Genomic DNA, 25,955 nt, shown 5'->3' on the forward strand with positions numbered 1-25,955 from the left:
GGCTTACTATTGTTCAGCGTAGAATAATGCATCAACAAATTCATCTGCGTTGAACTTTTCTAAGTCGTCAATTGTTTCTCCAACACCAATATATTTTACTGGCAATTTTAACTCAGATTGGATAGCAATTGCAATACCGCCTTTTGCAGTTCCATCTAATTTTGTAATAACAATACCAGATATATCTGTAACCTCAGAGAATTCTCTAGCCTGAACAAGGGCATTCTGGCCTGTTGTACCGTCTAACACAATAAGTGTCTCACGATATGCCTCTGGGAATTCTTTTGAGATAGTGCTGTTAATCTTAGAAAGTTCGTTCATAAGATTCTTTTTGTTGTGCAATCTACCTGCAGTGTCCACAAGAAGAACATCTACATTTCTAGCTTTTGCTGCGTGAACAGCATCATAAACAACTGCCGCTGGATCTGAGCCCTCTGGACCACCGATAAAATCTACTGATGCTCTATCTGCCCATTCCTTAAGCTGATCAGAAGCAGCTGCGCGGAATGTATCAGCACCGGCAACCATAACCTTTTTGCCAGCAGCCTGAAGCTTTCCAGCAAGCTTTCCGATTGTGGTTGTCTTTCCAACTCCGTTTACGCCAATTACTAAAACAACAGATGTCTTCTTTTCAAAATCAAATGATGTCTCATCGAGAGCCATCTGCTCTTTAATTTCGTTGATAAGAAACTGCTTGCACTCGGCAGGCTCCTTGATGTGCTCCTTTTTTACTGCCTCTCTTAAATCGTCGAGGATAGTCTCTGTAGTGCGCACACCAATATCGCCCATGATAAGGACTTCTTCAAGCTCCTCGTAGAAGTCCTCATCGATATTTGAAAAGCCGTTGAAAATGTAATCCATCGACTTTATAAAATTGTCTCTTGTTTTGGTCAGGCCCTTTATAAGGCGCTGCCAGAAGCTGATTTTTTCTGCCATATAACCTCCAGCTAAGGATTAATCATCCAACTGTGCTTCGATAAGATTTACAGAAACAAGAGCCGAAACACCCTTCTCCTGCATTGTGATACCGAATAATCTATCTGCTGCGTTCATAGTACCACGTCGGTGAGTGATAACGATGAACTGTGTATTCTTTGTAAGCTTGTGTAAGTATCCAGCAAATCTATCTACGTTTGCATCATCAAGAGCCGCCTCAATCTCGTCCAAGAGACAGAATGGAGATGGCTTAAGGTTCTGAATAGCAAACAATAATGCGATTGCAGTAAGTGATTTCTCACCACCGGACATCTGCATCATATTGATAAGCTTCTTTCCTGGTGGCTGTGCGTTAATGATAATACCTGTCTCAAGTAAGTCCTCACTGTCAACAAGCTCAAGTGTACCATGTCCACCACCGAACAATTCCTTGAATGCCTTGTCGAACTGCACCTGGATATCCTTGAATCCTTCAGCAAACTGCTTTCTCATTCCCTCATCAAGCTCATCGATAATACGAACAAGAGAAGCCTCTGCCTCAACCAAATCATCGTGCTGTCCCTTAAGGAAGTTGTAACGCTCAGAAAGCTCCTTGAACTCCTCGATAGCGTTTACATTAACATTTCCCATAGCTCGGATAGCATTCTTGATTTTAGAAGCATCCTTCTTCATCTGATCCAAATCGTTGTACTCTGGATCCTTTAATTCTTCTGCTGAATGATATGTGAGCTCATATTCATTCCACATGTAATTGTTCTGGTATGAAATAGCATCGCTGATTTTCTCTCTCTGAGAATCCAGACGATAGATTTCCTTGTCTAATTCAGCAATTCTATCTGTAATTTCCTGGCGCTGTTCAAAGAAGTTCTTGTGTGAGTTATTAAGCTCTTCTTTTCTTGCAACAGCTTCTTTGATTTCTTCCTCAAGCTTTCCAAAGGACTCGTCAGATGCAGAGATTGTGGCCTTAATCTCGTCGATTCGGGCTTTCTTTGCCTCTGTCTCTTCCTTAGTAGACTGAGCATTTTCTTTGATGACAGCAATATCAGCAACACACTTTTCGATTTCGGATGTGATACGGTCTAAGTTCTGCTGAACGAAATCAACCTTCTGTCTAGCATTAGCCTCCTCAATCTGAACCTCAGACATTGTTCTGTTAACAGAAGTCTCCATGTAAGTCTTCTCATCAACTTCGTCTGAAAGCTTTTGGATTTCAGCTTTGAGCTCTGCTTCTTTGTCTTCTGATTCCTGCTTTTCGAACTCGATTTCTTTCTTGCCTGCAGCGATTTCAGTGAGCTGTGTTTCAAGCTCTTCGCTTTCCTTAGAAAGACCTTCGTAAGCAGTTAAGCTTTCCTTCTTCTGCTCATTTGCTCTATCTAAGCCAAGCTTTGCTGTATTTAATGCAATTGCAGCTTCATTAAGCTTTGTAGTGTTGTCATCTCTGTCACTTTCAAGAAGTGCAACAGCTGTCTCGATTTCGCCCTCACGGTTCTTGAGCTCATCCATCTCCTTAGAGATAACATCAAGCTTGCCTTCAAGCTCCTCAATCTCACGATTTCTACCGAGAAGATTTGATTTGTTCTTGAAGTGACCACCGGCCATTGAACCACCTGGTGCAAGGTATTCACCATCAAGTGTAACGATATGAATGCTGTAGTTGTTTTTCTTTGCAAGAGCGATAGCTGAATCGATATTGTCAGCAACTACAACTCTACCAAGAAGATAAGCTACAACTCCATCAAACTTGCTATCACATGTAACAAGCTCTGATGCAAGACCAAGAACGCCCTTGTCATTAAGAACTTCTGTCTTTTTGAAATTGCCTCTTCCATCAACGGATGTCAAAGGAAGGAATGTGGCACGACCAAGCTTGTTTTCCTTTAAGTAGCTGATAAGCTTCTTTGCACAAGCCTCGTCAGCTGTAACGATATTTTGAATGTTACCACCGAGAGCTGTCTCGATAGCCATTTCGTATTTCTTTTCAACATGGATAAGGTCAGAAATAACACCCTCGATACCATCGATTCTGCCCTTCTGCTCCATGATTTTACGAGTAGAATTGCCGTAGCCCTCGTAGCGCTCTGCAATGTTCTTGATTGACTCTAATCTAGTCTGAACACGAGCGAACTCATCCTTCTTTGCCTGTAATGCAGTAGAATTCTCACGGCTCTTCTTTTTCCATTCAGCTGCCTTTTCTGTATATTCCTTGTCCTTTTCCTGAAGTTCAAGAAGAAGTGACTGTGCATTCTTAAACTCGTCCTCTGCAAGTGCAACAGCAACATCCAAATCCTCTTCACGAGTCTTTCTTTCAAGGAGACGTTGATTAAGCTTTGCCTTGCGGATGTTTGTCTGCTCAAGCATAGTCTCAAGACGTTGCTCCTTAGACTTGATTGAAGCACGATTGTTGAGCAGTTCCATGATTGCTTTGTTGTCCTGCTCGATTTTTTCGTTATTTGAAATGATTGCAACCTGGAGTTCACTGTAATTAGCCTTAACAGAATTGAGACGTTCTACCGCTTCCTCCAATGTTTTATCAAGATTTTCCTTTTCAGCCTTAAAATCTGCTAACTGGCTTTCCTTATCTGCCTTATCTGCCTCGATTTCAGCGATACGGCTTGCCATATTTTCATCTGTGGCATTAGCAGAACGAATCTGCTCCTCTAAAAGGGCGATTTCGTTTTCCAGCTTGCCCTTCATGAGAGTAGAATCTGACTGATTCTTCTTTAAGGTTTCGATTTCAACATCAAGGTCGTTGATCTGCTGCTCCAAAGAGTCGTATTTTGTACGGATTTCCTCCTGAGCTGTCTTGCTTTCTTCCATGTGTTCTCTAGCAAGATTTGCATTCTTTTCAACCTCATCTAAATTAGCCTGAAGTCTATCAACCTCAAGCATGAAAGAGTTTACATCGATACGCTTAAGCTCTTCTTTGTATTTTAAGTATTGCTTTGCATCCTCAGACTGCTTTTCCAAAGGCCCAATACGACGCTCCTGCTCAGAAAGAATATCATTTACACGAACAAGATTCTCTCTCTCACTTTCAAGCTTCTTTACAGATGCTGCCTTACGCTTTTTGTACTTTACGATACCAACAGCTTCATCGAAAAGCTCACGTCTATCCTCTGGCTTACCAGACAAAATCTTTTCAATCTGGCCCTGTCCGATGATAGAATAACCTTCCTTACCGACACCAGTATCATAGAAAAGCTCTGACACATCCTTCAAACGGCATGGTGTACCATTGAGAAGATACTCACTTTCGCCTGAACGATAAACACGACGAGCAATTGTAACCTCTTCGTAATCTACTGGAAGCACATGGTCAGAGTTGTCCATTGTAAGTGCTACATATGCATATGAAAGAGGCTTTCTAGCCTCTGTTCCTGCAAAGATAACATCCTGCATGCTGGCACCACGAAGCTGCTTTGCAGACTGCTCACCGAGAACCCAGCGAACAGCATCAGCAACGTTACTTTTACCGGAACCGTTAGGACCAACGATACCTGTGATACCATTATGGAATTCGAATTTCATCTTGTGTGCAAAAGATTTAAATCCGTATAATTCAATACTTTTAAGATACATTAAATTCTCCCTAATTAATTATATAATCTTGATAGAGTCTTCTTTGTGGAGGCGCATCAAGCCTTCATAAGCAGCTTCCTGCTCAGCAGCCTTTTTGGTGCTACCAACACCTGAGCCAAGAACTCTATCCCCAACTAAGGCTTCAACCTTAAATTCCTTAGCGTGGTCTGGACCAGTTTCAGAAATAAGCTGATATGTAAGTGGCTCCTTGAAATTAGCCTGAACAACTTCCTGTAGTCTGGTCTTGCTATCGTAAAATAGCTGCTTGTGTTCTATGTCATTTAAAACAAACCTATGGATATATTCAGAAGCAGGCTCCATTCCACCATCCAAAAAGATAGCGCCGATTGTAGCCTCGAAGGCGTCAGAAAGAATAGACTTTCTATTTCGACCGCCTGTCATGTCCTCCCCTTTAGATAGGCGAACATAGTCACCAAGGTTTATTTCCTTGCAAATGTAAGCCAGAGTAGGCTCACAAACTATGCTAGCTCTAAGTCTAGATAATTTACCTTCATTTAATTCGGTATAATTTAGATACAAAAACTCACTCGAAACGATTTCAAGCACTGCATCCCCAAGGAACTCAAGTCTCTCGTTGTCGCTAAGCTTTGGCATATGGTTTTCATTTGCATATGAACTATGTGTCAAAGCCTGTTGTAGTAAGCTTTCGTCTCTAAACTCATAACCGATAATCTTTTGAAATTCCTTTAAACTATTCAAAATACTACCTCCTGAGTTTAAAATAGTGTCCACTGAAAGTGGACACTAAACGTGTAATTGTTGCGGCCCTATAATAGGCCGCATTTACACATAAAATTACTTGTTTGCAACTGTCTTCTTGATAAGCTCAACTGCATCACCTACAGTAGAAAGCTTCTCAGCTGCCTCTGTATCAACCTCGATGTTAAGCTTTTCCTCAACACCCATGATAATCTGGAATACATCAAGTGAATCTGCACCAAGATCATCAACAAATGTAGTCTCTGTAGTGATTTCAGCTGCATCAACATTTAATACCTCTGCAATAATCTCTTTGAGTAAATCGAATTCCATCTCTAGTCCTCCTTTTTCTTTTCTATAACTATATTGTCTCTAATAAACTCGTTAATCTGCTGCTCTTTGAAGGTTACACACTGGAAAATAGTGTTTCTAACCTCTCCAGCCTTTGCACTACCGTGAGTCTTAACAACCAGCCCCTTTAAACCAAGAAGTGGGGCTCCGCCGTATTCACTGGCATCGAACTTCTTGAGAGTCTTCTTTAAAGCTGGAAGTGCAAGTGCAGCGCCGATTTTTGATCTGAGGGTACTCATTAAACCACCCTTAATAACAGTGATAAGTGTACCTGCCAAACCTTCGTATAATTTAAGAATAACATTACCAACGAATCCGTCACAGATAATAACATCTGCATCTCCGTTTGGAATATTTCTAGCTTCAATGCTACCGATGAAATTAATATCTTCGCATTCCTTTAAAAGTGGCAGAGTCTCTTTTACGAGAGCATTACCCTTTTCTTCTTCGGCACCAACATTGACAATGGCAACACGAGGATTTTTAACTCCTACTACCTTTTCCATGTAGATGCTGCCCATCTTGGCAAACTGTACCAAGTGGCTAGGGCGACAATCAACATTTGCTCCGCTGTCTGCCAAAAGAGCAACGCCAGTCTTTACTGGGAAAAGTGTACCAAATGGTGCACGCTCAATGCCACGGATACGACCAACAATGCCAAGACCACCTGTAAGAAGAGCTCCGGAATTGCCTGCTGAAACAAATGCATCTGCCTCACCATCCTTTACAAGGTGAAGGCCTACTACCATGGAAGAATCCTTTTTTCTTTTGATGGCAGCTACTGGATGCTCAGCTGTCTCGATAACCTCTGTAGCATTTTTTATTTCAATCTGGTCCTGTGGGTATGTGTAAGATGAAAGCTCTGTTTTGATAACATCTTCCTTACCAACAAGAATAACTTTAATAGCTTTGTTTGCATTAACAGCATCAACAGCGCCCTGTACCATTGCTGATGGTGCGTTATCTCCGCCCATTGCATCAAGTGCAACTATAGTATAATCACTCATGATAATATCCTTTCATACATACTTTAGAAATTATACTTTAAATTAGGCATTATTTCAAATAAAAAAACCTTTCGGAAACTCCGAAAGGTTTTTAAAATTAATCAACTGCGATGATTTCTTTTTTGTTGTATGATCCACAGTTCTTGCAAACTCTATGTGGTACCATAAGCTCTCCACACTTGCTGCACTTAACGAGTGTTGGTTTGCTCATTTTCCAGTTTGCTCTTCTTTTATCTCTTCTTCCCTTAGAAGATTTGTTCTTTGGACAAATAGACATGCTATTTCACCTCCTTAAAGCTATTAAAGACATCTAAAAATTGTGCCATTCTAGGATCTAAGACTGTGTCGTCACATCCACAAGACTCGATATTACGATTCTTGCCACAGACTGGGCAAATACCCTTGCAGTCGTCCTGGCACAATATCTTTGCCGGGAAATTCACTAAGATCTCGTTTAATATGAGTTCATCTACAACTATTTCCTCACCATCAACAAATGAGTAAGGACCTATTTCTTCATCTGGAACTACCTGCCCTTCTGAAACCTCAACAGTTTCATCAACAGCCACAGGTACATCAAATGAAACATCTGTCAAGCATCTGTCACATGAACCAGTGATATTAGCACTAGTAGTGAATGTAATATGAAGCTTTTCAGAACCAATCATAGACAAAACTACATCAAATGGCTCTGTGCGATTGATAGTAAACTTACTGCCAAGATAAGAAAAATCATGTATGTCGCAAGTTCCAGTAAACTTCTTATTTTGATCAGGTAATGAAGTGATATCCTTAATAGAAATCTTCATATAAAATCTCCTATCCACACTTTGCCAATTATACTAAGCTTTAATATGCTTGTCAAACACTTTTAAGAAAAAAGTGCATTAATTTTACAAAAATTTGATGAAATTATTTGCCAGATACAATAGCTGCTGTATCTCTTGCAATCATAACTTCCTCGTTTGTAGGTACAACGTATACCTTAACCTTTGAAGAGTCAGAAGAAACAAGTCTCTCCTCGCCAGCTACGTCGTTTCTAGCGTCATCGATTTCAACGCCCATGAAACCAAGATGGCTACATACAGCCTTTCTAAGGCCTGCATTGTTCTCTCCAAGACCAGCTGTGAAGCAGATGATATCTGCACCGTTCATAGCAGCTGCATATGCACCAACATACTTAGCGATGCGGTATGCAATCATATCCATAGCAAGCTTTGCTCTCTCGTTGCCTTCTGCTGAAGCAGCAATAAGATCACGGAAGTCTGAAGAAATACCAGAAACACCAAGTGCACCAGATTCCTTGTTAAGTACGTTCATAACACCAGCGAAATCAAGACCTTCCTTCTTTGCCATGAACTCAACAGCTGAAGGATCGATATCTCCTGAACGAGTACCCATAACAAGTCCTTCAAGTGGAGAAAGACCCATTGATGTGTCTACTGACTCACCATTGAGAACTGCACAGCAAGATGCTCCGTTACCAATGTGGCAAACGATGATTTTTGAGTTCTTAAGGTCGCATCCGTCCATCTCAGCTACACGCTTTGAAACATAGCTGTGTGATGTACCGTGGAAACCGTAACGACGTACGCCGTACTGCTCATAATATTTGTAAGGAACTGCATACATATATGCTTCCTTAGGCATTGTCTGATGGAATGCTGTATCAAATACACCAACCTGTGGCTTACCTGGCATAAGCTCACGGCATGCATTGATACCGATGATATTTGCTGGGTTGTGAAGTGGAGCAAGATCGTTGCACTCTTCTACAACCTTAATCATCTCGTCTGTGATAAGTGCAGAAGCTGCGAACTTCTCACCACCGTGAACGACTCTGTGACCTACTGCATCGATTTCGTCAAGAGACTTAAGAGCACCTGTAGCTTCGTTTGTAATAGCGTTGATTACAGCTGCAACAGCCTCCTTGTGTGTAGGCATAGGGATTTCTGTGATTTCCTTATCAAGACCAGCCTTCTGATAAACGATACGTCCATCGATGCCGATTCTCTCGCAAAGTCCCTTGCAAAGTACCTGCTCGCTCTCTGAATCAATAACCTGATACTTAAGAGATGAGCTACCACAGTTGATAACTAAGATCTTCATAATAATAAAGTTCCTTTCTTTATATGTTTTCTTTCTTTAATAATTGTATTCTTAAACAACATTTTAATTATATCACTAAAATTTGTCTTCTCAACCAAATTTTAATGTATAATACCCATGTAAAAGTATTTTCGGAGGAACAAAATGGTAATTGGTATAGTTGCGGAATATAATCCCTTTCACAATGGCCACAAACTTCAGATTGAATATGCACGAAATGTATTAGGTGCTGATCAGATAATTGTCGCTATGTCAGGCAGTTTTACTCAGCGTGGCGAAATAGCCTGCTTCGACAAATATACAAGAGCCAAAGCTGCTCTTATGTGTGGTGCCGATATAGTACTTGAAATCCCTACCATTTTCGCCACCAGCTCTGCAAGAGAATATGCGTCAGCCGGTGTTGCTTTGCTTAATGCCACTGGTGTTGTTGATACTATTTTATTCTCAGCAGAATGCGACCGCAAAGACTTATTCATTGAGGAAAGCAAAAAACTGGTGGAGCTTGAAAATTCCGGCGAGATCAACAATGAAATCAATACACTCGTATCTCAGGGAATTAGCTATGCCACTGCCAGAGCAAAGGCTTTAAAAGCATTTTTAGCTGAAGATATTATCTCCTCTCCTAATAATATACTAGGAATCGAATACTGTCGTTATATCCAAGCAAATCATCTTGACATGGATATAGCTGTTATGAAGCGACAGGGCAACGAATACAATGATTTAAGCTTATCTGGACAGCTTAGCTCTGCCAGCTCAATACGCCAGCATTACAAGCTGTCAAAATCTTTTGAAGCAGTACCTGAAGAAGTAATAAATTTATATAACAACAGTCCATTTGTGACTTCCGATGATATTTCAGAATTGCTTCATTACAAGCTTCTTACCACAGAAAGCTTCGAGCAATATTTAGATTGCAACAACGACCTTTCAGATAGAATCAAAAATAAGTTGCCGGAATTTGTTTCCTTTAGTCAATTCTGCGAAGTTTTAAAAACCAAAAACTTTGAATATTCCAGAATCAGCCGTGTGCTCTGTCATATTCTTTTAGGTATTACAGAAAATGATTTTAAGGAAGCAAAAGAAGCTGGATATATATCGTATATGCGAATGTTAGGATTCAGTAAAAACGGAAGTGTTCTTCTTAGTAAAATAAAAGAAGCATCATCTGCCCCTTTACTTACAGCACCAAATGAAACAATTAATAAATACGATATTATTTCCAGTGATATTTACCGCACTATCCTGACATCAAAAACAGGCAATGCATATCCTACGGAATATACTCGTAAATTTGACTTAGCAAATATATAAGAATAACAAAAAAGACACCTGAAATCAGGTGTCTTTTTTAGCAGTTCCTAGCGGAATCGAACCGCTGTTTTCGCCGTGAGAGGGCGACGTCTTAACCGCTTGACCAAGGAACCATATTGCCCTGTCGCTATCAGCGACAAGACATATAATACTATGTGAATTGACTTATGTCAACACTTTTTTTAATCTTCGTATCCATTCGGATTATTCTTCTGCCATCTCCATGAATCTGCGCACATTTCCTTGATGCCAAACTCTGCTGTCCAGCCAAGTTCTTCCTTAGCTTTTGTAGCATCTGAGTAGCATGTAGCAATGTCACCAGCACGACGTGGCTTAATAGAATATGGAATCTTTACCCCAGTAGCTTCCTCAAAGTTCTTTACAATATCAAGAACTGAGTATCCTACTCCTGTACCAAGGTTGTAAATCTTGAGACCTGCATTCTCCTCGATTTTCTTGAGAGCCTTAACATGTCCCTTTGCAAGATCAACAACATGGATGTAATCACGTACACCAGTACCATCTGGAGTATCGTAATCATCACCAAATACACCAAGTTCTGGAAGCTTTCCAACTGCAACCTGTGTAATGTATGGCATAAGGTTGTTTGGAATACCGTTAGGATTCTCTCCCATTGTACCAGACTGATGAGCACCAATTGGATTGAAATAACGAAGAAGAACTACGTTCCATTCATTATCTGCTTTCTGCATATCTGAAAGAATCTGCTCAAGCATTGACTTTGTCCATCCGTATGGGTTTGTGCACTGTCCCTTAGGGCAGTTTTCTGTGATAGGTATCTCTGCTGGATCACCGTAAACAGTTGCTGAAGATGAGAAAATAATGTTCTTGCAGTTGTGCTGTCTCATTACATCAACAAGTGTAAGTGTACCTGCGATATTATTCTCATAGTATTCCCAAGGCTTCTGAACTGACTCACCAACAGCCTTAAGACCTGCGAAATGAATACAAGAATCAATTTTTTCATTTGCAAATACTTCGTTTAATCTATCTCTATCTAAGATATCGCCTTTGTAAAACTTAACTGGCTTTCCTGTAATAGCTTCTACTCTCTCAAGTGACTTTTCAGATGCATTGCTAAGATTGTCATATACAACTACATCATAGCCTGCCTGCTGAAGCTCTACACATGTGTGGCTACCAATAAAACCAGCACCACCCGTAACTAATATTGCCATAAAGCACCTCCTTAAAGTTCGTTACCACATAATAGATTAGCAGAATACTAGAAAATGTTAAATAGTTTTCTATTATATTTCTTGCATATTAGCTTAATTTTATAACAAACAAAAAGTCCTAGGACTACTCCTAGGACTTTTAATCGTTTGTTTTGAAATTAAGCTACCTTAGACTTTGCAACTTCAACAAGCTTAGCAAAACCTTCTGCATCGTTAACAGCGAGCTCAGCGAGCATCTTTCTGTTCATCTCAACACCAGCGAGCTTAAGACCGTACATGAACTTAGAATATGAAAGTCCATTGATACGTGCAGCAGCGTTGATACGAGCGATCCAAAGCTGTCTGAACTGTCTCTTCTTCTGCTTTCTACCAGCGTATGATGATGTAAGGGCACGCATAACTGACTGCTTTGCAACACGATACTGCTTGCTTCTAGCGCCTCTGTAACCCTTTGCTAACTTTAATGTTCTATTATGTCTTTTCTTAGCGTTTAATCCGCCTTTAACTCTTGCCATTTTAAATTCCTCCTAACCAAATAAATAACATTTCCAAATCTATTTTAGAGATATGGAAGTACTTTCTTCATGTTCTTTACGTTTGTTGAATCAACGATTGCTGACTGACGAAGATTTCTCTTTCTCTTTGTAGTCTTCTTGGTTAAGATGTGGCTCTTGTATGCCTTGTTTCTCTTAAGCTTTCCTGTTCCTGTTACCTTAAAGCGCTTTGCAGCTGCTCTTCTTGTCTTCATCTTTGGCATGATAAATTTCCTCCTGTATTACGATTTCTTTTCTGTAAGCACCAGGCTCATACTACGACCCTCAATCTTTGGTGCCTTTTCCACTACTGCAACATCAGCAAGTGCCTCAGCAAAATCATCAAGAATATGCTTTGATGACTGCATGTGAGCCATTTCACGGCCACGGAAACGAAGTGTTACCTTAACCTTATCGCCCTTTGAAATGAACTTCTTAGCTGCATTTACCTTTGTGTTCATATCATTAGCATCAATGTTTGGAGACATACGAATCTCTTTTACCTCAACAACATGCTGCTTTTTCTTAGCTTCCTTTTCACGGCGTGCCTGCTCATAACGGTATTTACCGTAATCAACAATCTTGCACACTGGTGGATTAGCCTTTGGTGAAATCTTTACAAGATCTAATCCTTCATCATCGGCAAGCTTCTGTGCCTCTCGTGCTGACATAATGCCAAGCTGTTCCCCATCAGAGCCAATTACACGAACTTCTTTGTCGCGAATCTGCTCATTAATCATTAATTCGCTAATGGTACTACCTCCAAATAATAAAAAAATAGTGGATACAGAATATCCACCATAAATCATCACAAACAAGGTTTGTGTGAAATATAAGACCCAAGTCACTGTAAATATACGTGCTAAGGTGAGAGTGGATACTCTACTTTGTTTTCACAACACGAATAATATATCACGTAAACCCCGCAGAGTCAACAATTTTCTACGAATTAAGAATAAATTTGTTGATTGCCTCTGCTACTGCTCCATTATTATTATCTAAAACTGTAATATAGTCTGCAACTGCCTTAAGCTCATCTCTGGCATTTGCCACAGCAACTCCTACACCGGCAGCCTGAACCATACTGATATCGTTTCTTTCATCGCCACATGCTACTGTATCTTGCATATCTATATCAAGGATAGATGCAAGCTCTGCAAGCCCGGCGCCTTTGCTAGAATCCTTTCCAACATACTCAAGGAAAGCAACATTTGAAAACATGCTGACAAATGAATCTTCCATTTCGGCCTTATGAGCTTCCTCAAACTGGAACAGCTTTTCATGGTCTTCGAAATTAACTACCATCATCTTTGTAAGATTATGGCCCCTGAGATCCTCAGGTGATTCAATTACAGTAATTGGCTCCTTTGAAATCTCAGAATATCTGTCTGTATCTTCGTTTAACGAAAAAGAATAAATCTGACCAAATTCAAAAATAATGGTGGTTAACCCGGCATTTTTTGAATAGGTCATAAGCTTTATTGCTGCTTCATTATCAAGGAAATGTCCAAATAATACTTCATCATCGGTGGCTCTAGTACCAACGGTTCCCTGGTAACCTAAAAGATAAACATTTTCTCTATCAAAAACTTCAAATCGCTTTAAAAGCTTTTTCATGACGTGTGTGGGACGGCCTGTATCTACAGCAAGCACATGCCCTGCATCAAGCATTGCATTTAAAGCATCAAGATTGGCCTTACAGATGTCCTTATTGTCATCGAAAGTTGTGTCGTCCAAATCAACTGCAAGTATTTTTCTGTTCATTTTAAACCTCATTGCCAAAGATAGGCGTAAAGGTACGCTTTTTGAAATAATCAATCTCTGGCTCGTTATTTTTCTTTGCCTCTCGACAGAAGGTGTCCTGTGCTCCCACAGGCTTCTTGCCGCGAACAGGCTTTATTCTAACATAGTTTCCATCCTCTGTCATCTCATAAGCCTTTAGGGTATCTCCCAGCTGAACATCCAAAATATGCTTAACTTTATTCTTTAAAATAACATCCTCAACTGGGAAAATTATTTCAACACGTCTATCCAAATTACGAGGCATCCAGTCCGCTGAACCCATGTATATATCTTCTAATCCATTGTTGTAGAAGTAGAAAATACGTGCATGCTCAAGGTAGGTGCCAACAATTGATGACACATGAATATTCTCGCTTACGCCTGGAATACCTGTTCTAAGGCAGCATATTCCTCGAACAATAAGATTTATCTTTACTCCGGCATTGCTTGCCTCGTAAAGCTTTTCGATTATTTCTTTGTCACAAAGGGAGTTCATCTTAGCAATAATGCGAGCTTCCTTTCCCTCTTTGGCATGACGAATCTCTCTATTAATCAAAGTGACGAAGGTGTCCCTTAGCCAAAGTGGAGCTACAACAAGCTTATTCCAGCTTGCTGGCTCTGAGTATCCGGAAAGCATATTAAATACAGCGGTAGCATCTTCGCCATATTTTTCATTACAGGTAAACATACCGCAATCGGTGTATAGCTTAGCTGTGGAATCATTATAATTTCCGGTACCAAGATGAACATAGCGGCGAATACCATCATCTTCTCTTCTAACAACAAGAGCAATCTTGCAGTGAGTCTTTAATCCTACTAAACCATAAATTACATGACATCCAGCTTTCTCAAGCTTCTTGGCCCAGATTATATTATTCTCCTCGTCAAAACGAGCCTTCAGCTCAACAAGGACTGTAACCTGCTTTCCATTTTCAGCAGCATGAGCAAGGCTTGCTATGATAGGTGAATTACCGCTAACTCTGTATAAAGTCTGCTTGATAGCAAGCACCTGTGGATCAAAGGCTGCCTGTGCAATAAAATCAACAACAGGGTCAAAGCTTTCATATGGATGATGGAGGAAAATGTCACCTTTTTTAATCTCATCAAACAGCTTTTCACCTGGTTTAAGGCGTGGATTGTTCTGAGGCTTAAAGCTTGGAGCTCTAAGCTCGCCATGACCTTCAATTCCATAAAGCTTCATAAGATAGGTTAAATCAATAGGTCCCTTGATTTTATAAATATCTATCTCATTTACACCTAAATTTTTCTTTAGAATTGATAGGAGCTTTTTATTAATTGTAGATTCCACCTCGAGACGAATTACTTCGCCCCATTGTCGTGATTTAATCTGTTTCTCGATTTCTAAAAGCAAATCTTCTGCACCCTCTTCATCAATTGAAAAATCGGCATTTCTCATGATTCGATATGGAGAGGCTGCAACCACATTGTAGTTTAAGAAAAGCTTGTCCATGTTGCGCTCGATAATCTGTTCCAAAAGAATAAAGCAATCGTGATGTTTTTCGTCTGATGGAAGGGATACAAATCGAGGTAAAACTGAAGGAACCTGAACAGTGGCAAACTCAACATCATCACTGTCGTTACCTGCTACTGTAGACCCCTTTTTCTTTTCAATCAACGCTGCAATATTTAGAGATTTGTTTCTTATAAGTGGAAATGGTCTAGATGCATCAAAGGCCATCGGAGTAAGAACAGGATAAACCTGGCTCATAAAAAATGAATCCACGAATTTCAACTGTTCTTCATTTAAATCCTCATATTTATCATAGAGGATGATTCCGTTTTCCTTTAATGCCGGGTTGAGATGCTTTCCCCATATGTTGTACTGAAGCTCTACCAGCTCTCTTGTCTTTTCGTTGATTGCAATGAGCTGCTCTGTAGGTGTCATTCCTGCAATGTCAGGCTTTGTGTAGCCTGCATGCTCCATATCTTTAAGAGAAGCTACACGAACCATGAAGAATTCATCCAAATTGGACGAAGTAATACTTACGAATTTAATGCGCTCCAAAATAGGAAGCTCTTTAACCATAGCTTCATTCAATACTCTTAGCTCGAACTTTAACCAGCTAAGTTCTCTATTATCATAGTATTTTGCATCTGAAATATTGATTTTGCTTCCCATAACGCCTCCTAAAAATCTAGTTTTCTCTAAGAACTGGTTTTATAGAAAAGATTTCCTCGAAATAATCTGCATTCTTTTTGAATAATCCCTTTTCAAGGGCAAGTGAGCTGTTAGCCTCTATAGTAATAACAAGCTCTCTATCTTTTACTCTCATTGAAACATTTTTAATCTTCTGCTTATGCGATCTATCAAGAGCATTGGCAACCTTTAAAATTGCAAGCAACTTCAAAATGGTTACATACTCTTCCTGGGTGAACTTGTCCGAAAGGTTCTCATATGGTTCAACAGGCTTTCTGTTAAACTCAACAGTAGTGGCAATTATCTCCCTCTCCTTGTGACTAAGTCCAAGTATTTCAGAAGACATAATAATGGTATATGAGCAGCTTGATGCTTCTGATAGTGAAATGTATTTTCCACAGTCATGAAGAATAGCTATACATTGCATAAGAACTCTCTGTCTTTTGCCTAGCCCGTGATACTTTTTCATAGCATCAAATATTTCACTGGAAAGCTTGAACAAAGCCTTTAAATGTGGCTGATAGCTATCATATCGTTTGGCAATAGCCCAAGCTGCTGAAATAATATCATTATCAAAATCGTGGGATGATGTAAGCCATTTTTTAGAATAGCTATAATTATATGCAACGCCCTCACTTACAGACACTCCCGGAGCATACACGATTTCAGGAGCCAGTGTTTCAGCCAATACTTTATAAAGCATTACCATTGGCTCGATAAGATTTTCGTTATCCAGATAAACATCATGCTTAAGCTCGAATGCTTTAATATAGTTTTTATTAATCTTGTTTAGGAATTCAAGGTAGTCCTTTGTTTTAATCTGTTTTGAGGAAAAATTGGATATTCTCTCAGCAATGGTACTAACCTGCACACCTAAAAGAATCATGTACTTTGGAACCATGTCCCTCAAGAACATAGTCTTGAAAACTTCCAATTCCTTGTACATCATCTCGTAGGTTTGCTCAAAAGAATTGTTTGATATAGTGCCTAGTTTCCTAAGGTTCTCACTTATTGAAACTGTACCCATAGACAAATGTTGAGTTGTAACGATTTTCCCTTTTGAGAAAAGAGTGATTTGAAGTGAGACACCGCCCACATCAACAAGAACAGCGGATTCGTTAATGAGCTCTTCGAAGCCCTCTGTGGATGCAACTGCTTCGTATCCTAAGAATCTCTGCTCAGAATTAGAAAGAACATTTACCGTAAATCCGGTATGCATTTTTATTTGTTCAAGAAAGATGATAGCGTTTTCAGCCTGTCTAATATTAGGACCTGCCACTACAGAAAAGCTGTCCACTTTGTAGCCTTCCATAGTGCGACGCATATCATTTAAAACATGACAAAGCTTGTCCGTAGTCTGAGGTAAGATACGGCCATGCTCAAGCACATCTCTGATAATATCAGAAGGGATTTTAAGAGTGTCCACAGTCTTAATCCCCTTCTGCTTACTAACTTCAAAAACTTTCATTGTAGTCTCATAAGAGCCAATGTAAATGCTTGCAAATAATTTCATGTTCCCCCCAATACGAAATTAATAGTTTCCTAAAACTCTAATGCTTACGCATTCCTCTTTTAGACCAGTAAGTGCATTTCTAACTGCCTCATCGTTAAGATTGCCATCTATGTCGATAAAGAATCTGTACTGCCAATTAACACCTTTAATTGGTCTAGATTCGATTCGGTTCATATTGATACCATTGAAAATGAGGTTTGAAAGAATCCTGTAAAGACTTCCTGGTTCGTGAGAAATCTCTAAGCAAAGACTAATTTTATCTGCAGATTTTTTATATTTTTTATCCTTTGAAACAATGATAAAACGGGTCTCATTATTTTTATCATCCTGAATAGATTCTTCTAGAATATCAAGATTATACAAAACTGCATTATATTTGCTACCAATAGCAGCCTGAGTCTTGTCGCCATCATCCTGGATTTTCTGAGCACTCATAGCTGTATTTCGTAGGTTTTTAACATCCCAATCAATGTGATATTTACGAATGTAGTTTTCACACTGGGCTATCGCCTTAGGATGAGAATATACTGTTTTAATATCATTTATTGTGGCACCCTTAACACCAAGCAAAGCATGATCAACCTTGAGAATCTGCTCGCCAATAATGGCAACATTGTATTCAGAAAGTAAATCAAAGTTCTCCTCAATAGAACCAGCCAGGCTGTTTTCTATTGGAAGAACAGCATAGTCAGCCTTGCCTGTGCTGATTGCCTCCATGGCATCGCGCCATAAATCAACATGAAAGCTATCTTTCATTTCGTCGTCAAAAAACGCCAGCATTGCCAGCTGGGAATAAGCCCCTTGAACTCCCTGAAAGCAAACGATTGCATCAGAAAAATCGAATTTATCTACCTGAGTAAAGCCTGTGTCAAAAGATACTCCTCGCTCTTGCAAAATAGCAAATTGCTTTTTGCGGCTGATGGACATTATCTGTGTGTATAGCTCTTTGACAGCCTGCTCGCTAAAATCATCATCAACATAGGATGAAAGCTTTTCAAGTTTTGCATCCTCACGCTCTTTGTCGTAAACCTTTTTACCTGTAGCAATTTTGTACTCAGCTACCTGGCAGGCAAGCTCCATTCTCTTGTTGAAAAGATTGAGAATCTCCTTGTCTACCTGATCGATTTCTACCCTGATGTCTCCTAAGTCTCTCATGTTACTCCTATTCTGTTACTTGTCTAATGCTAAAATTGGTGGATTGAATAGCCCAACTTCTGTGCTACCATTTGCCACATGGAACGTTGTACCTGAATAGTAATCAGCAAAATATACATATTTGCTAGTTACATTGATGTTGTTAAATTCACCTTCAGCAAGAAGAACCTCGGCACCTGTAGTCAAATCCACTCTGTACATACCATCAGGATTGCCCTTGATGGATTGATAGTACAGGTAATTGCCAGAGATATTGTATCCAGATGTACCGTATGTGGTTATACCTGTTTTGTTGTCGCCAGAAAGAGTACTTCTGAAAACTCGATTGTTTTCATCCAGATTCATGTAGTACAAAGTGTTACCATCGATGATTGGAAGCCACAAATTCTCTGATGAAACATAGGTAGAATCTTTTGTGTCAAGATTCATACTATGGAGATTGTGATCACGCTCCACACCTGAATAATAAAGCTTTTCGCCTACCATGCATCGTGGATCAATTGGAGCTTTTGAAAGCTGGACTCTTTCTTCACCGTCGATACCTACCATGTAAAGAGATGTGGCATCTTCGGAATCATAGTGAAAATAAACAACTCTATTTCCAGCGAGAGCAGCCGCATTACAGTTTGCCTGATCAAGAATAATGACCTTTTTATTCTTCTTTGTCATTCTACACAAGCTTTCTGTGTTTACATCAAGCACGAAATCTGCGTTATCGTTGTGATTACGACTGTAATAAAGGTAATGTGAATCGGCATTAATAAAATAAACGCTATCAGTTGCGACAATTTCTATATCAGATTCATCTGGATTCATTTTATAAATTCTGCCCTTATCATTTGGATTAGAAAAATAAACTACTCCATCTGATTCACAGAACAATCCATTTCCGTATAGATTGCCAATAGTGTTTCCATTTGTGCCTGGTTCATTATAATAGGTCACAGTATTTATGTACTTATAAAAACCAAGACCAGCCACAATACCAATAGCAACAACTATTGCTATGATTCTTTTTAATACCTTCATTCAACTGCCCTCCCCAAAATTAAAAATTAAAAAAGTCTGATAGTGAAAGCTGATTTGATTTTGGAAGATCTTTTACGATTCCAAGCTCAACCATTTTATCAAGAATAGTCTGTGATACCTTTCCTCTATCGCGAATCTCGTCTTGTGATAAGAACTTTCCTTGGCTGGCAGCAATCTGTAACTGCTCAGCAGCCTTATCACCCATTCCGGAAATAACATTGAATGGTGGAAGAAGCTTCCCATCTACTATTTTAAAGTATCTTGAGTCAGATTGGTATAGGTCCATAGGTAAAAATTCAAATCCACGGGCATACATCTCCTGACACAATCTAAGCGCAATCAAAATATCCTTATCGGTAGCTGATAAATCTGGCTGAGATTTGTAGTACTTAATCTCCTGCTCACATCTAGCCTTACCCTGACAACACTTTTCATAATCAAAACCACCGGCTCTGATTGAGAAGAATGCTGCATAGTATGCTAAAGGATAATTTATTTTACAGTAAGCAACACGCCAAGCCATCATAACGTATGCGGCAGCATGGGCTTTAGGGAACATGTATTTAATTTTTTCACAGGAACCGATGTACCAATCTGGAACGCCATGCTCTTGCATGTGTTGTTTGTATGTAGGCCACTCATCGCATTTACCTTTAGCAACGATACCCTTACGAACTCGCTCCATAATTGTAAATGATTCAGCAGGGTCAAGGCCCATATGAATCAGATAAACCATGATATCATCACGAGTACAAATAGCCTCAGTGATAGTGGCAACACCATTTAGGATAAGGTCCTGAGCATTTCCTAGCCATACGTCAGTACCATGGGCCAGTCCGGCGATTCGAACTAAGTCAGTGAAATACTGAGGCTTTGCCTCAACAAGCATCTGCATAGCGAAATCAGTACCGAACTCTGGAATTCCAAGAGTTCCCAGTGGTGTTCCCATAATGTCATCTGGTGTAATACCAAGAGCCTTAGTGCTTTGGAACAAAGACATAACATCCTTGTCATCAAGAGGAATCTTTGTGGCATCAATTCCGGTCAAATCCTCCAGTCGCTTGATCATGGTAGGATCCAAATGTCCTAAGATATCAAGCTTCAGCAGGTTGGCATCGATTTTATGGTAATCAAAGTGTGTTGTAACAATATCTGTATCTTTATTAGCTGGATGCTGAACTGGTGTGAAGGAATAAATATCCTCTCCATTAGGAAGAACTACTACACCACCTGGATGCTGACCAGTAGTAGACTTAACACCTTCAACACCTTTTGCAATACGCTCGTTTTCAGCACGTCGCTTTCTAATATCTCGCTTATCAAAGTACTTTAATACATAACCAACGGCGTTCTTATCAGCAAGTGTAGACACAGTTCCGGCCTTGAATGTCTGACCATCACCGAAAATAACTTCAGTGTATTTGTGGGCCTTTGACTGATATTCGTTGGAGAAGTTAAGATCGATATCAGGCTCCTTATCTCCCTTGAATCCAAGGAAGGTTTCGAAAGGAATATCAAATCCATCCTTTGCCAAAGGCTTGCCACAATTAGGGCAAATCTTGTCCGGCATATCGACACCTGAAAGACCTTTATCGATTGTTTCCTTTACTTCTGGACCGTCAAAATCTACATAGAAACATTCTGGACATCTGTAATGTGGAGGAAGTGGGTTAACCTCTGTAATACCAGCCATTGTTGCTGCAAAGGATGAACCTACGGAACCACGTGAACCTACCAGATATCCATCCTCGTTCGACTTCCAAACAAGCTTCTGGGCAATAATGTACATAACGGAGTATCCATTACCGATGATAGAGTTAAGCTCTCTCTCAAGTCTGGCTGATACTATTTCAGGAAGCACAGGTCCATACACCTCATGTGCTCTTGTTTCGCAAATACGACGCAAATCTTCCTCTGAATGCTCGATTACAGGTGGACATTTATCAGGACGAACCGGGTGAATACGCTCCACCATATCAGCAATCATATTAGTATTTTCTACAACTACTTCATGTGCCTTAGCCAGTCCCAGGTAAGCAAATTCCTCAAGCATCTCATCTGTAGTATGAAGATATAGAGGTGCCTGCTGGTCCGCATCATCAAAGCCCTTGTTGGCCATGATAATACGACGATATACTTCGTCCTCAGGATCAAGGAAATGCACATCACAGGTAGCAACAACAGGCTTTTTAAGCTCGTCTCCTAATGCAACAATCTGCTTATTAATCTCCTGCAAATCCTTAACAGAATTGATATTTTCGTATTTACGTTTATCAGAACGAATCATGAATTCGTTGTTGCCAACAGGCTGTATCTCAAGATAATCGTAGAAATTAGCTATACGCATAATCTCTGATTCATCTCTGCCATCTACAATGGCATCATATAATTCTCCTGCCTCGCAGGCAGAACCAATAATCAGTCCCTCTCTGCACTCCATCAGCAAGCTCTTTGGAACTCTAGGATATCTGCTGAAGTAATAAAGGTGTGATTCTGAAACCAATCTATAAAGATTAATACGGCCTAAATCGTTCTTTGCAAGAACAATACAGTGGTTGGCACGCATTTTCTTAATCTGCTCTGGGCCTGGTTTACTATGATCATTAAGCTCTGATAAAGTGAAAATCTTTTCATTTTCAAGCTTTGTAATGAACTTTTCAAATACCTTTGCTGTAGCCTCTGCGTCATCAACTGCTCTATGATGATGCTCGTTTACAATATTTTCTGCCTTACATACAGCATCAAGGTTGAACCTAGCCATATTTGGATGTAAGTATCTTGCAACCTCAACTGTGTCTACATGGGTGTAGTCATATTCAAGTCCCAGTTGCTTACAGTTGTATCTAATGAAGCTGGTATCAAATCCAGCGTTGTGTGCAACTAAAACAGAACCTTTACAGAACTCCATAAACTTTGGAAGGATCACATCGATTGTAGGGGCATCCTCTACCATTTCGTCCTTAATCGAAGTGAGCTCTGTTATGTTGAATGGGATTGGCACCTGTGGGTTTACGAACTCAGAAAATCTATCAACAATTTCTCCATTTACAAACTTAACAGCACCAATTTCAATTATCTTGCATGTCTTAGGATTGAAACCTGTAGTCTCTATATCAAAAACGACAAACTCATCTCGTAAAGTCTGGCCCTTATCGTTGGTAACAATAAGCTTTGTATCATCTACAAGATAAATTTCGCATCCGTAGATAACCTTGAAATCTCCAAGGCCCTTCATATGATCCGCATCACAGAATGCCTGAACAACACCATGGTCTGTAATAGCAAGCGCCTTGTGTCCCCACTCCTTTGCCCTACTAATAATTGTGGTGATTTCGGATACACCATCGAAATCCGACATCTTTGTATGGCAGTGGAGCTCAACACGCTTATCTACTGCAGTATCCTGTCTGGTTACTCTGAAATCTCGAATTCTATTGATAGAATTAATACGACCTACAGTAAGCTCCTTTGAATAAATATCTTCATCAAGCTTACCTGCGATCTTATAGAACTCTCCAACCTTGAGAGCTTTTTCAAGTTCACGTCCCTGATCTGCATCACTGAAGAAAAGCTTGATAGAGATAGAGTCGGTAAAGTCGGTCATAGCACCAGTTCCAAAATATCCGCCCTTCTTTGTCTCTCTAAACTCAAGAGCTGTAAGCTGTCCACGGATAATAATTGGTCCAAGAAGCTCTCCGTTAATGTCCTCCATTGGAGTTGCATTATCGAAGATTTCATTGCCGTAGATGCAATCTGGGTCGTCAGATTTAGTAAGAGGCTTGATAACCTTCGTCTCAGCTTCCTGTGGCTTCTTGTTATCAGCATCCTTTTTCTTGTCAGAATTATCAGAACCAGAATTATCGCCGTCAGATGACTCATGACTAACGCTCTGCGCATTGATTGCAGCGATTTTATTTTCGATTTCGAGAATTGCGTTCTCAAGATACTTGCTTTTAACAGGCTCTTTATAATCGAAATCAATAACAATATTCTGATGACATCTGCGACAAAGAATGGAATGAAGAATATCAAACAGCTCATGCTCTTTCTCGCGGGCAATTATGGTATCTTCGATAGTTACTTTAAGATGGCCGTCTTCAGTAAAGTCTAAATCTGCTTTTTTATATATGTTAAAAAGAAGAGCACTTCTATCCTCTAGCTCCTCTAAAATACTATCATTATATGAATTTAAAAGATTTTCAGGTGTGTACTGACTTGATAAATCGAATTCTTCAAGGATTCGAATTGTAACACCATTATTAGGGAAGAATTGTTTTTTAATAGATTTTTCCAAATGCCAGATACGGCGCTTAGGAATAAGGGTATTGAAAGTAACGTATATACGAATATCATCCTTCGAACGACCGGTACTTACCTTAGTGACAGTGGCGTCACTAAGGGCTGTATCCAAATCATTCCCCGCATCCATATTAGGGAAAACTTCATAAAAACTCATTTGATCCATATCATTATCTCCGTGGCCAGTTTGTAAGCTCCTCACGTAATGCATCAAGAAGCTCACTCTCAGGCATCTTGCGAACGACTTCGCCATGCTTTATAAGAAGGCCTTCTCCAATGCCGCCAGCAACACCTAAATCAGCTTCCTTAGCCTCTCCTGGTCCATTAACTACGCAGCCCATAACAGCTACTTTTATATCTAAATCTGAGAACTCTTCAACAAGATTCTCTACTTTATTTGCAAGTCCAATTAAATCTATCTGTGTACGTCCACATGTTGGGCATGATACAACTTCGATTCCGCCCTTTCTAAGACCAAGTGTACGAAGAATAAGCTTTGCTGTCTTAATTTCTTCGATAGGGTCACCTGTAAGCGAAACACGGATAGTATCGCCAATCCCCTGTGAAAGAATCATTGATAAGCCACATGCGCTTTTGATATTTCCGGCTTTGATTGTGCCTGCTTCTGTAATGCCAACATGAAGTGGATGTGTTGTCTTGTCTGCAATCAATTCGTGAGCCTTAACACACATCATAACATCAGATGATTTGATACTGATTACAAGATTGTCATATCCAAGGCGTTCAATAATAGCCACCTTATCAAGGGCCGATTCTACAAGGCCTTCAGCTGTAACACCGCCATATTTTTCAACAAGATTCTTTTCGAGAGATCCTGAATTAACTCCTACTCGAATAGGAATATTCTTTGCTTTCGCAGCATCAACAACAGCCTTAATACGATCTTCGCTTCCAATGTTTCCAGGATTAATACGAATCTTGTCAGCTCCATTTTCAATTGCAGCAATAGCAAGTCTGTAATCAAAGTGAATATCCGCAACAAGAGGGATGTGAATCTGCTCTTTGATTTTGCCAAGAGCCTTTGCCGCTTCCATGTCAGGTACAGCGCAACGAATAATATCACAGCCAGCCTTTTCGAGCTGAAGAATCTGTGCAACTGTTGCCTCTACATCCTGTGTTTTTGTGTTTGTCATAGACTGGATAAGAATTGGATTTCCTCCACCTATAACTCTATTTCCAATTTTAACTTCAGTAGTCTTCATAATATTACCTCTACATAAGCTTAAGAATATCGTTGTACATAACAACAACCATTAAAACCATTAACAATGCAAATCCCACCAGATTGATACCGTTTTCAATCTCTGGCTTCATCTTCTTGCCTCTAATTCCTTCGATAATAAACAAAAGAATTCTTCCACCGTCAAGTGCTGGGAATGGCAATAGGTTCATAACGCCAAGGTTGGCAGTAAGAAGAATTGCGATTGATAATAGATTGATAAATACGTAAAACAAACCACTGCTTATTGATTGATCATAAACATCAGAAATGGTAGTAACAACTCCCACAGGACCTGATACTTCATTTACAGAAATCTGACCCGTAAATAACATCTTTAAGCTAGATAATGTAACGTAAATCTGATATTTGATTTCGTAAGCTGCGTATTTTAAAACACCAATTGGTGATACCTTTTTGTATTCCGCGTTCTTGATAATGCCAATCATTTTTCTGCCGGTTTCTTCAGAGTATGTTGGCACTATCTCAGTCTCATATTTTTCACCATCACGTGAATAAACAATATCGTAACTATCCGCATCAGCATGAAGGAATGTGTAGATGCTTATTTCATTGTAAAAATGAACATTATAGCCATTAATACTAATGATTGTATCTCCAGCCTCCATGCCTGCTTCTTCAGCTGCATAGCCTTCCATAACATCAGATATGGTAGCGTCATTTACACCTAAAGCTGCTATGTAAACAACAGAAAGTATATAAGCTAAAATAAAGTTAAATAAAGGACCAGCGAAAACGATTTGGAATCTCTCCCATAGGGATTTTTTATTGAACGCTCTATCACTATCGCTTTCTTCATCCTCTCCTTCCATAACGCAAGAACCACCAAATGGAAGAAGCTTTAAACAATATTTTGTTTCGCCTTTTCCCCAAGAAATCAGAGTTGGGCCAAGACCCAAAGTGAATTCATTAACCTTAACCCCGCACTTCTTTGCAAAAAGAAAATGTCCTAGCTCATGAAAAATAATAATGAAACTAAAAATTAGTATAGCTAGAATAATCTTCATTTT

21 protein-coding genes and 1 tRNA gene are annotated in these 25,955 nt (G+C 39.7%); 1 reads left to right on the forward strand and 21 read right to left on the reverse strand.

What is annotated here, in order from left to right:
* Window positions 1-6: 6 nt before the first annotated feature.
* The 8 genes from ftsY to BMY66_RS02330 all read right to left on the reverse strand — a co-directional run bounded on the left by ftsY (window position 7) and on the right by BMY66_RS02330 (window position 8,702).
* A complete protein-coding gene (ftsY, locus tag BMY66_RS02295) occupies window positions 7-936 on the reverse strand; it encodes a signal recognition particle-docking protein FtsY (RefSeq protein ID WP_033154027.1) in 930 nt (309 codons plus the stop codon).
* Between the two features lie 18 nt (window positions 937-954).
* A complete protein-coding gene (smc, locus tag BMY66_RS02300; RefSeq protein ID WP_090394011.1) occupies window positions 955-4,515 on the reverse strand; it encodes a chromosome segregation protein SMC in 3,561 nt (1,186 codons plus the stop codon).
* An 18-nt stretch (window positions 4,516-4,533) separates the two neighbouring features.
* Window positions 4,534-5,235 carry a ribonuclease III gene (gene rnc, locus BMY66_RS02305; protein WP_044934237.1) on the reverse strand — a complete coding sequence of 234 codons (702 nt, stop codon included), beginning with the start codon at window positions 5,233-5,235 and terminating at the stop codon, window positions 4,534-4,536.
* Between the two features lie 96 nt (window positions 5,236-5,331).
* Entirely contained in the window at window positions 5,332-5,568 is a 237-nt protein-coding gene (gene acpP, locus BMY66_RS02310) for an acyl carrier protein (protein WP_033154024.1), read from the reverse strand.
* 2 nt (window positions 5,569-5,570) lie between these two features.
* Complete coding sequence (gene plsX / locus BMY66_RS02315; RefSeq protein WP_090394012.1) at window positions 5,571-6,593, reverse strand: phosphate acyltransferase PlsX; 1,023 nt, start codon at window positions 6,591-6,593, stop codon at window positions 5,571-5,573.
* Between the two features lie 97 nt (window positions 6,594-6,690).
* Window positions 6,691-6,870 (reverse strand): 50S ribosomal protein L32, encoded by a 180-nt coding sequence (gene rpmF / locus BMY66_RS02320; RefSeq protein WP_033154022.1) that lies wholly within the window; start codon window positions 6,868-6,870, stop codon window positions 6,691-6,693.
* A 1-nt stretch (window position 6,871) separates the two neighbouring features.
* On the reverse strand, window positions 6,872-7,402 hold the full coding sequence (locus BMY66_RS02325; protein WP_090394013.1) for a YceD family protein: 531 nt from the start codon (window positions 7,400-7,402) through the stop codon (window positions 6,872-6,874).
* A gap of 103 nt (window positions 7,403-7,505) precedes the next feature.
* Complete coding sequence (locus tag BMY66_RS02330) at window positions 7,506-8,702, reverse strand: acetate/propionate family kinase (protein WP_044934233.1); 1,197 nt, start codon at window positions 8,700-8,702, stop codon at window positions 7,506-7,508.
* A gap of 144 nt (window positions 8,703-8,846) precedes the next feature.
* Here BMY66_RS02330 and BMY66_RS02335 point away from each other — a divergent pair, with 144 nt between their 5' ends.
* Window positions 8,847-10,016: a tRNA(Met) cytidine acetate ligase gene (locus BMY66_RS02335; protein WP_090394014.1), complete on the forward strand. Its 1,170-nt coding sequence runs from the start codon at window positions 8,847-8,849 to the stop codon at window positions 10,014-10,016.
* Window positions 10,017-10,057: 41 nt separating this feature from the next.
* On the opposite strand, the gene BMY66_RS02340 is transcribed toward BMY66_RS02335, so the two are convergent.
* The 13 genes from BMY66_RS02340 to rseP form a co-directional block, all read right to left on the reverse strand.
* A tRNA-Glu gene (locus BMY66_RS02340) sits at window positions 10,058-10,129 on the reverse strand.
* A 69-nt stretch (window positions 10,130-10,198) separates the two neighbouring features.
* A complete protein-coding gene (gene galE / locus BMY66_RS02345; protein WP_044934231.1) occupies window positions 10,199-11,215 on the reverse strand; it encodes a UDP-glucose 4-epimerase GalE in 1,017 nt (338 codons plus the stop codon).
* Between the two features lie 158 nt (window positions 11,216-11,373).
* The gene (gene rplT / locus BMY66_RS02350; RefSeq protein ID WP_033154018.1) at window positions 11,374-11,730 is read right to left on the reverse strand and encodes a 50S ribosomal protein L20; all 357 of its coding nucleotides are present in this window, start codon (window positions 11,728-11,730) and stop codon (window positions 11,374-11,376) included.
* A gap of 44 nt (window positions 11,731-11,774) precedes the next feature.
* Window positions 11,775-11,972, reverse strand: coding sequence for a 50S ribosomal protein L35 (rpmI, locus tag BMY66_RS02355; protein WP_028236330.1), 198 nt, complete (start codon window positions 11,970-11,972; stop codon window positions 11,775-11,777).
* An 18-nt stretch (window positions 11,973-11,990) separates the two neighbouring features.
* Window positions 11,991-12,488, reverse strand: a complete 498-nt coding sequence (infC, locus tag BMY66_RS02360) for a translation initiation factor IF-3 (RefSeq protein WP_033154017.1) — start codon at window positions 12,486-12,488, stop codon at window positions 11,991-11,993.
* Between the two features lie 202 nt (window positions 12,489-12,690).
* The gene (locus BMY66_RS02365) at window positions 12,691-13,512 is read right to left on the reverse strand and encodes a Cof-type HAD-IIB family hydrolase (RefSeq protein ID WP_044934227.1); all 822 of its coding nucleotides are present in this window, start codon (window positions 13,510-13,512) and stop codon (window positions 12,691-12,693) included.
* 1 nt (window position 13,513) lies between these two features.
* Window positions 13,514-15,670: an RNA degradosome polyphosphate kinase gene (locus tag BMY66_RS02370; protein ID WP_044934224.1), complete on the reverse strand. Its 2,157-nt coding sequence runs from the start codon at window positions 15,668-15,670 to the stop codon at window positions 13,514-13,516.
* Between the two features lie 16 nt (window positions 15,671-15,686).
* Window positions 15,687-17,201, reverse strand: a complete 1,515-nt coding sequence (locus BMY66_RS02375; protein WP_090394015.1) for a Ppx/GppA phosphatase family protein — start codon at window positions 17,199-17,201, stop codon at window positions 15,687-15,689.
* Window positions 17,202-17,219: 18 nt separating this feature from the next.
* On the reverse strand, window positions 17,220-18,356 hold the full coding sequence (gene pheA / locus BMY66_RS02380; RefSeq protein ID WP_090394016.1) for a prephenate dehydratase: 1,137 nt from the start codon (window positions 18,354-18,356) through the stop codon (window positions 17,220-17,222).
* A 15-nt stretch (window positions 18,357-18,371) separates the two neighbouring features.
* A complete protein-coding gene (locus tag BMY66_RS02385) occupies window positions 18,372-19,385 on the reverse strand; it encodes a DUF5050 domain-containing protein (RefSeq protein ID WP_090394017.1) in 1,014 nt (337 codons plus the stop codon).
* Between the two features lie 19 nt (window positions 19,386-19,404).
* Entirely contained in the window at window positions 19,405-23,850 is a 4,446-nt protein-coding gene (locus tag BMY66_RS02390; protein ID WP_090394018.1) for a PolC-type DNA polymerase III, read from the reverse strand.
* A 4-nt stretch (window positions 23,851-23,854) separates the two neighbouring features.
* Window positions 23,855-24,907, reverse strand: a complete 1,053-nt coding sequence (gene ispG / locus BMY66_RS02395; protein WP_074790422.1) for a flavodoxin-dependent (E)-4-hydroxy-3-methylbut-2-enyl-diphosphate synthase — start codon at window positions 24,905-24,907, stop codon at window positions 23,855-23,857.
* A 10-nt stretch (window positions 24,908-24,917) separates the two neighbouring features.
* Window positions 24,918-25,952, reverse strand: coding sequence for an RIP metalloprotease RseP (rseP, locus tag BMY66_RS02400; RefSeq protein ID WP_090394019.1), 1,035 nt, complete (start codon window positions 25,950-25,952; stop codon window positions 24,918-24,920).
* Window positions 25,953-25,955 lie beyond the last annotated feature (3 nt).

The organism is Pseudobutyrivibrio sp. C4 (assembly GCF_900111635.1).
GTDB lineage: Bacteria > Bacillota > Clostridia > Lachnospirales > Lachnospiraceae > Pseudobutyrivibrio > Pseudobutyrivibrio ruminis.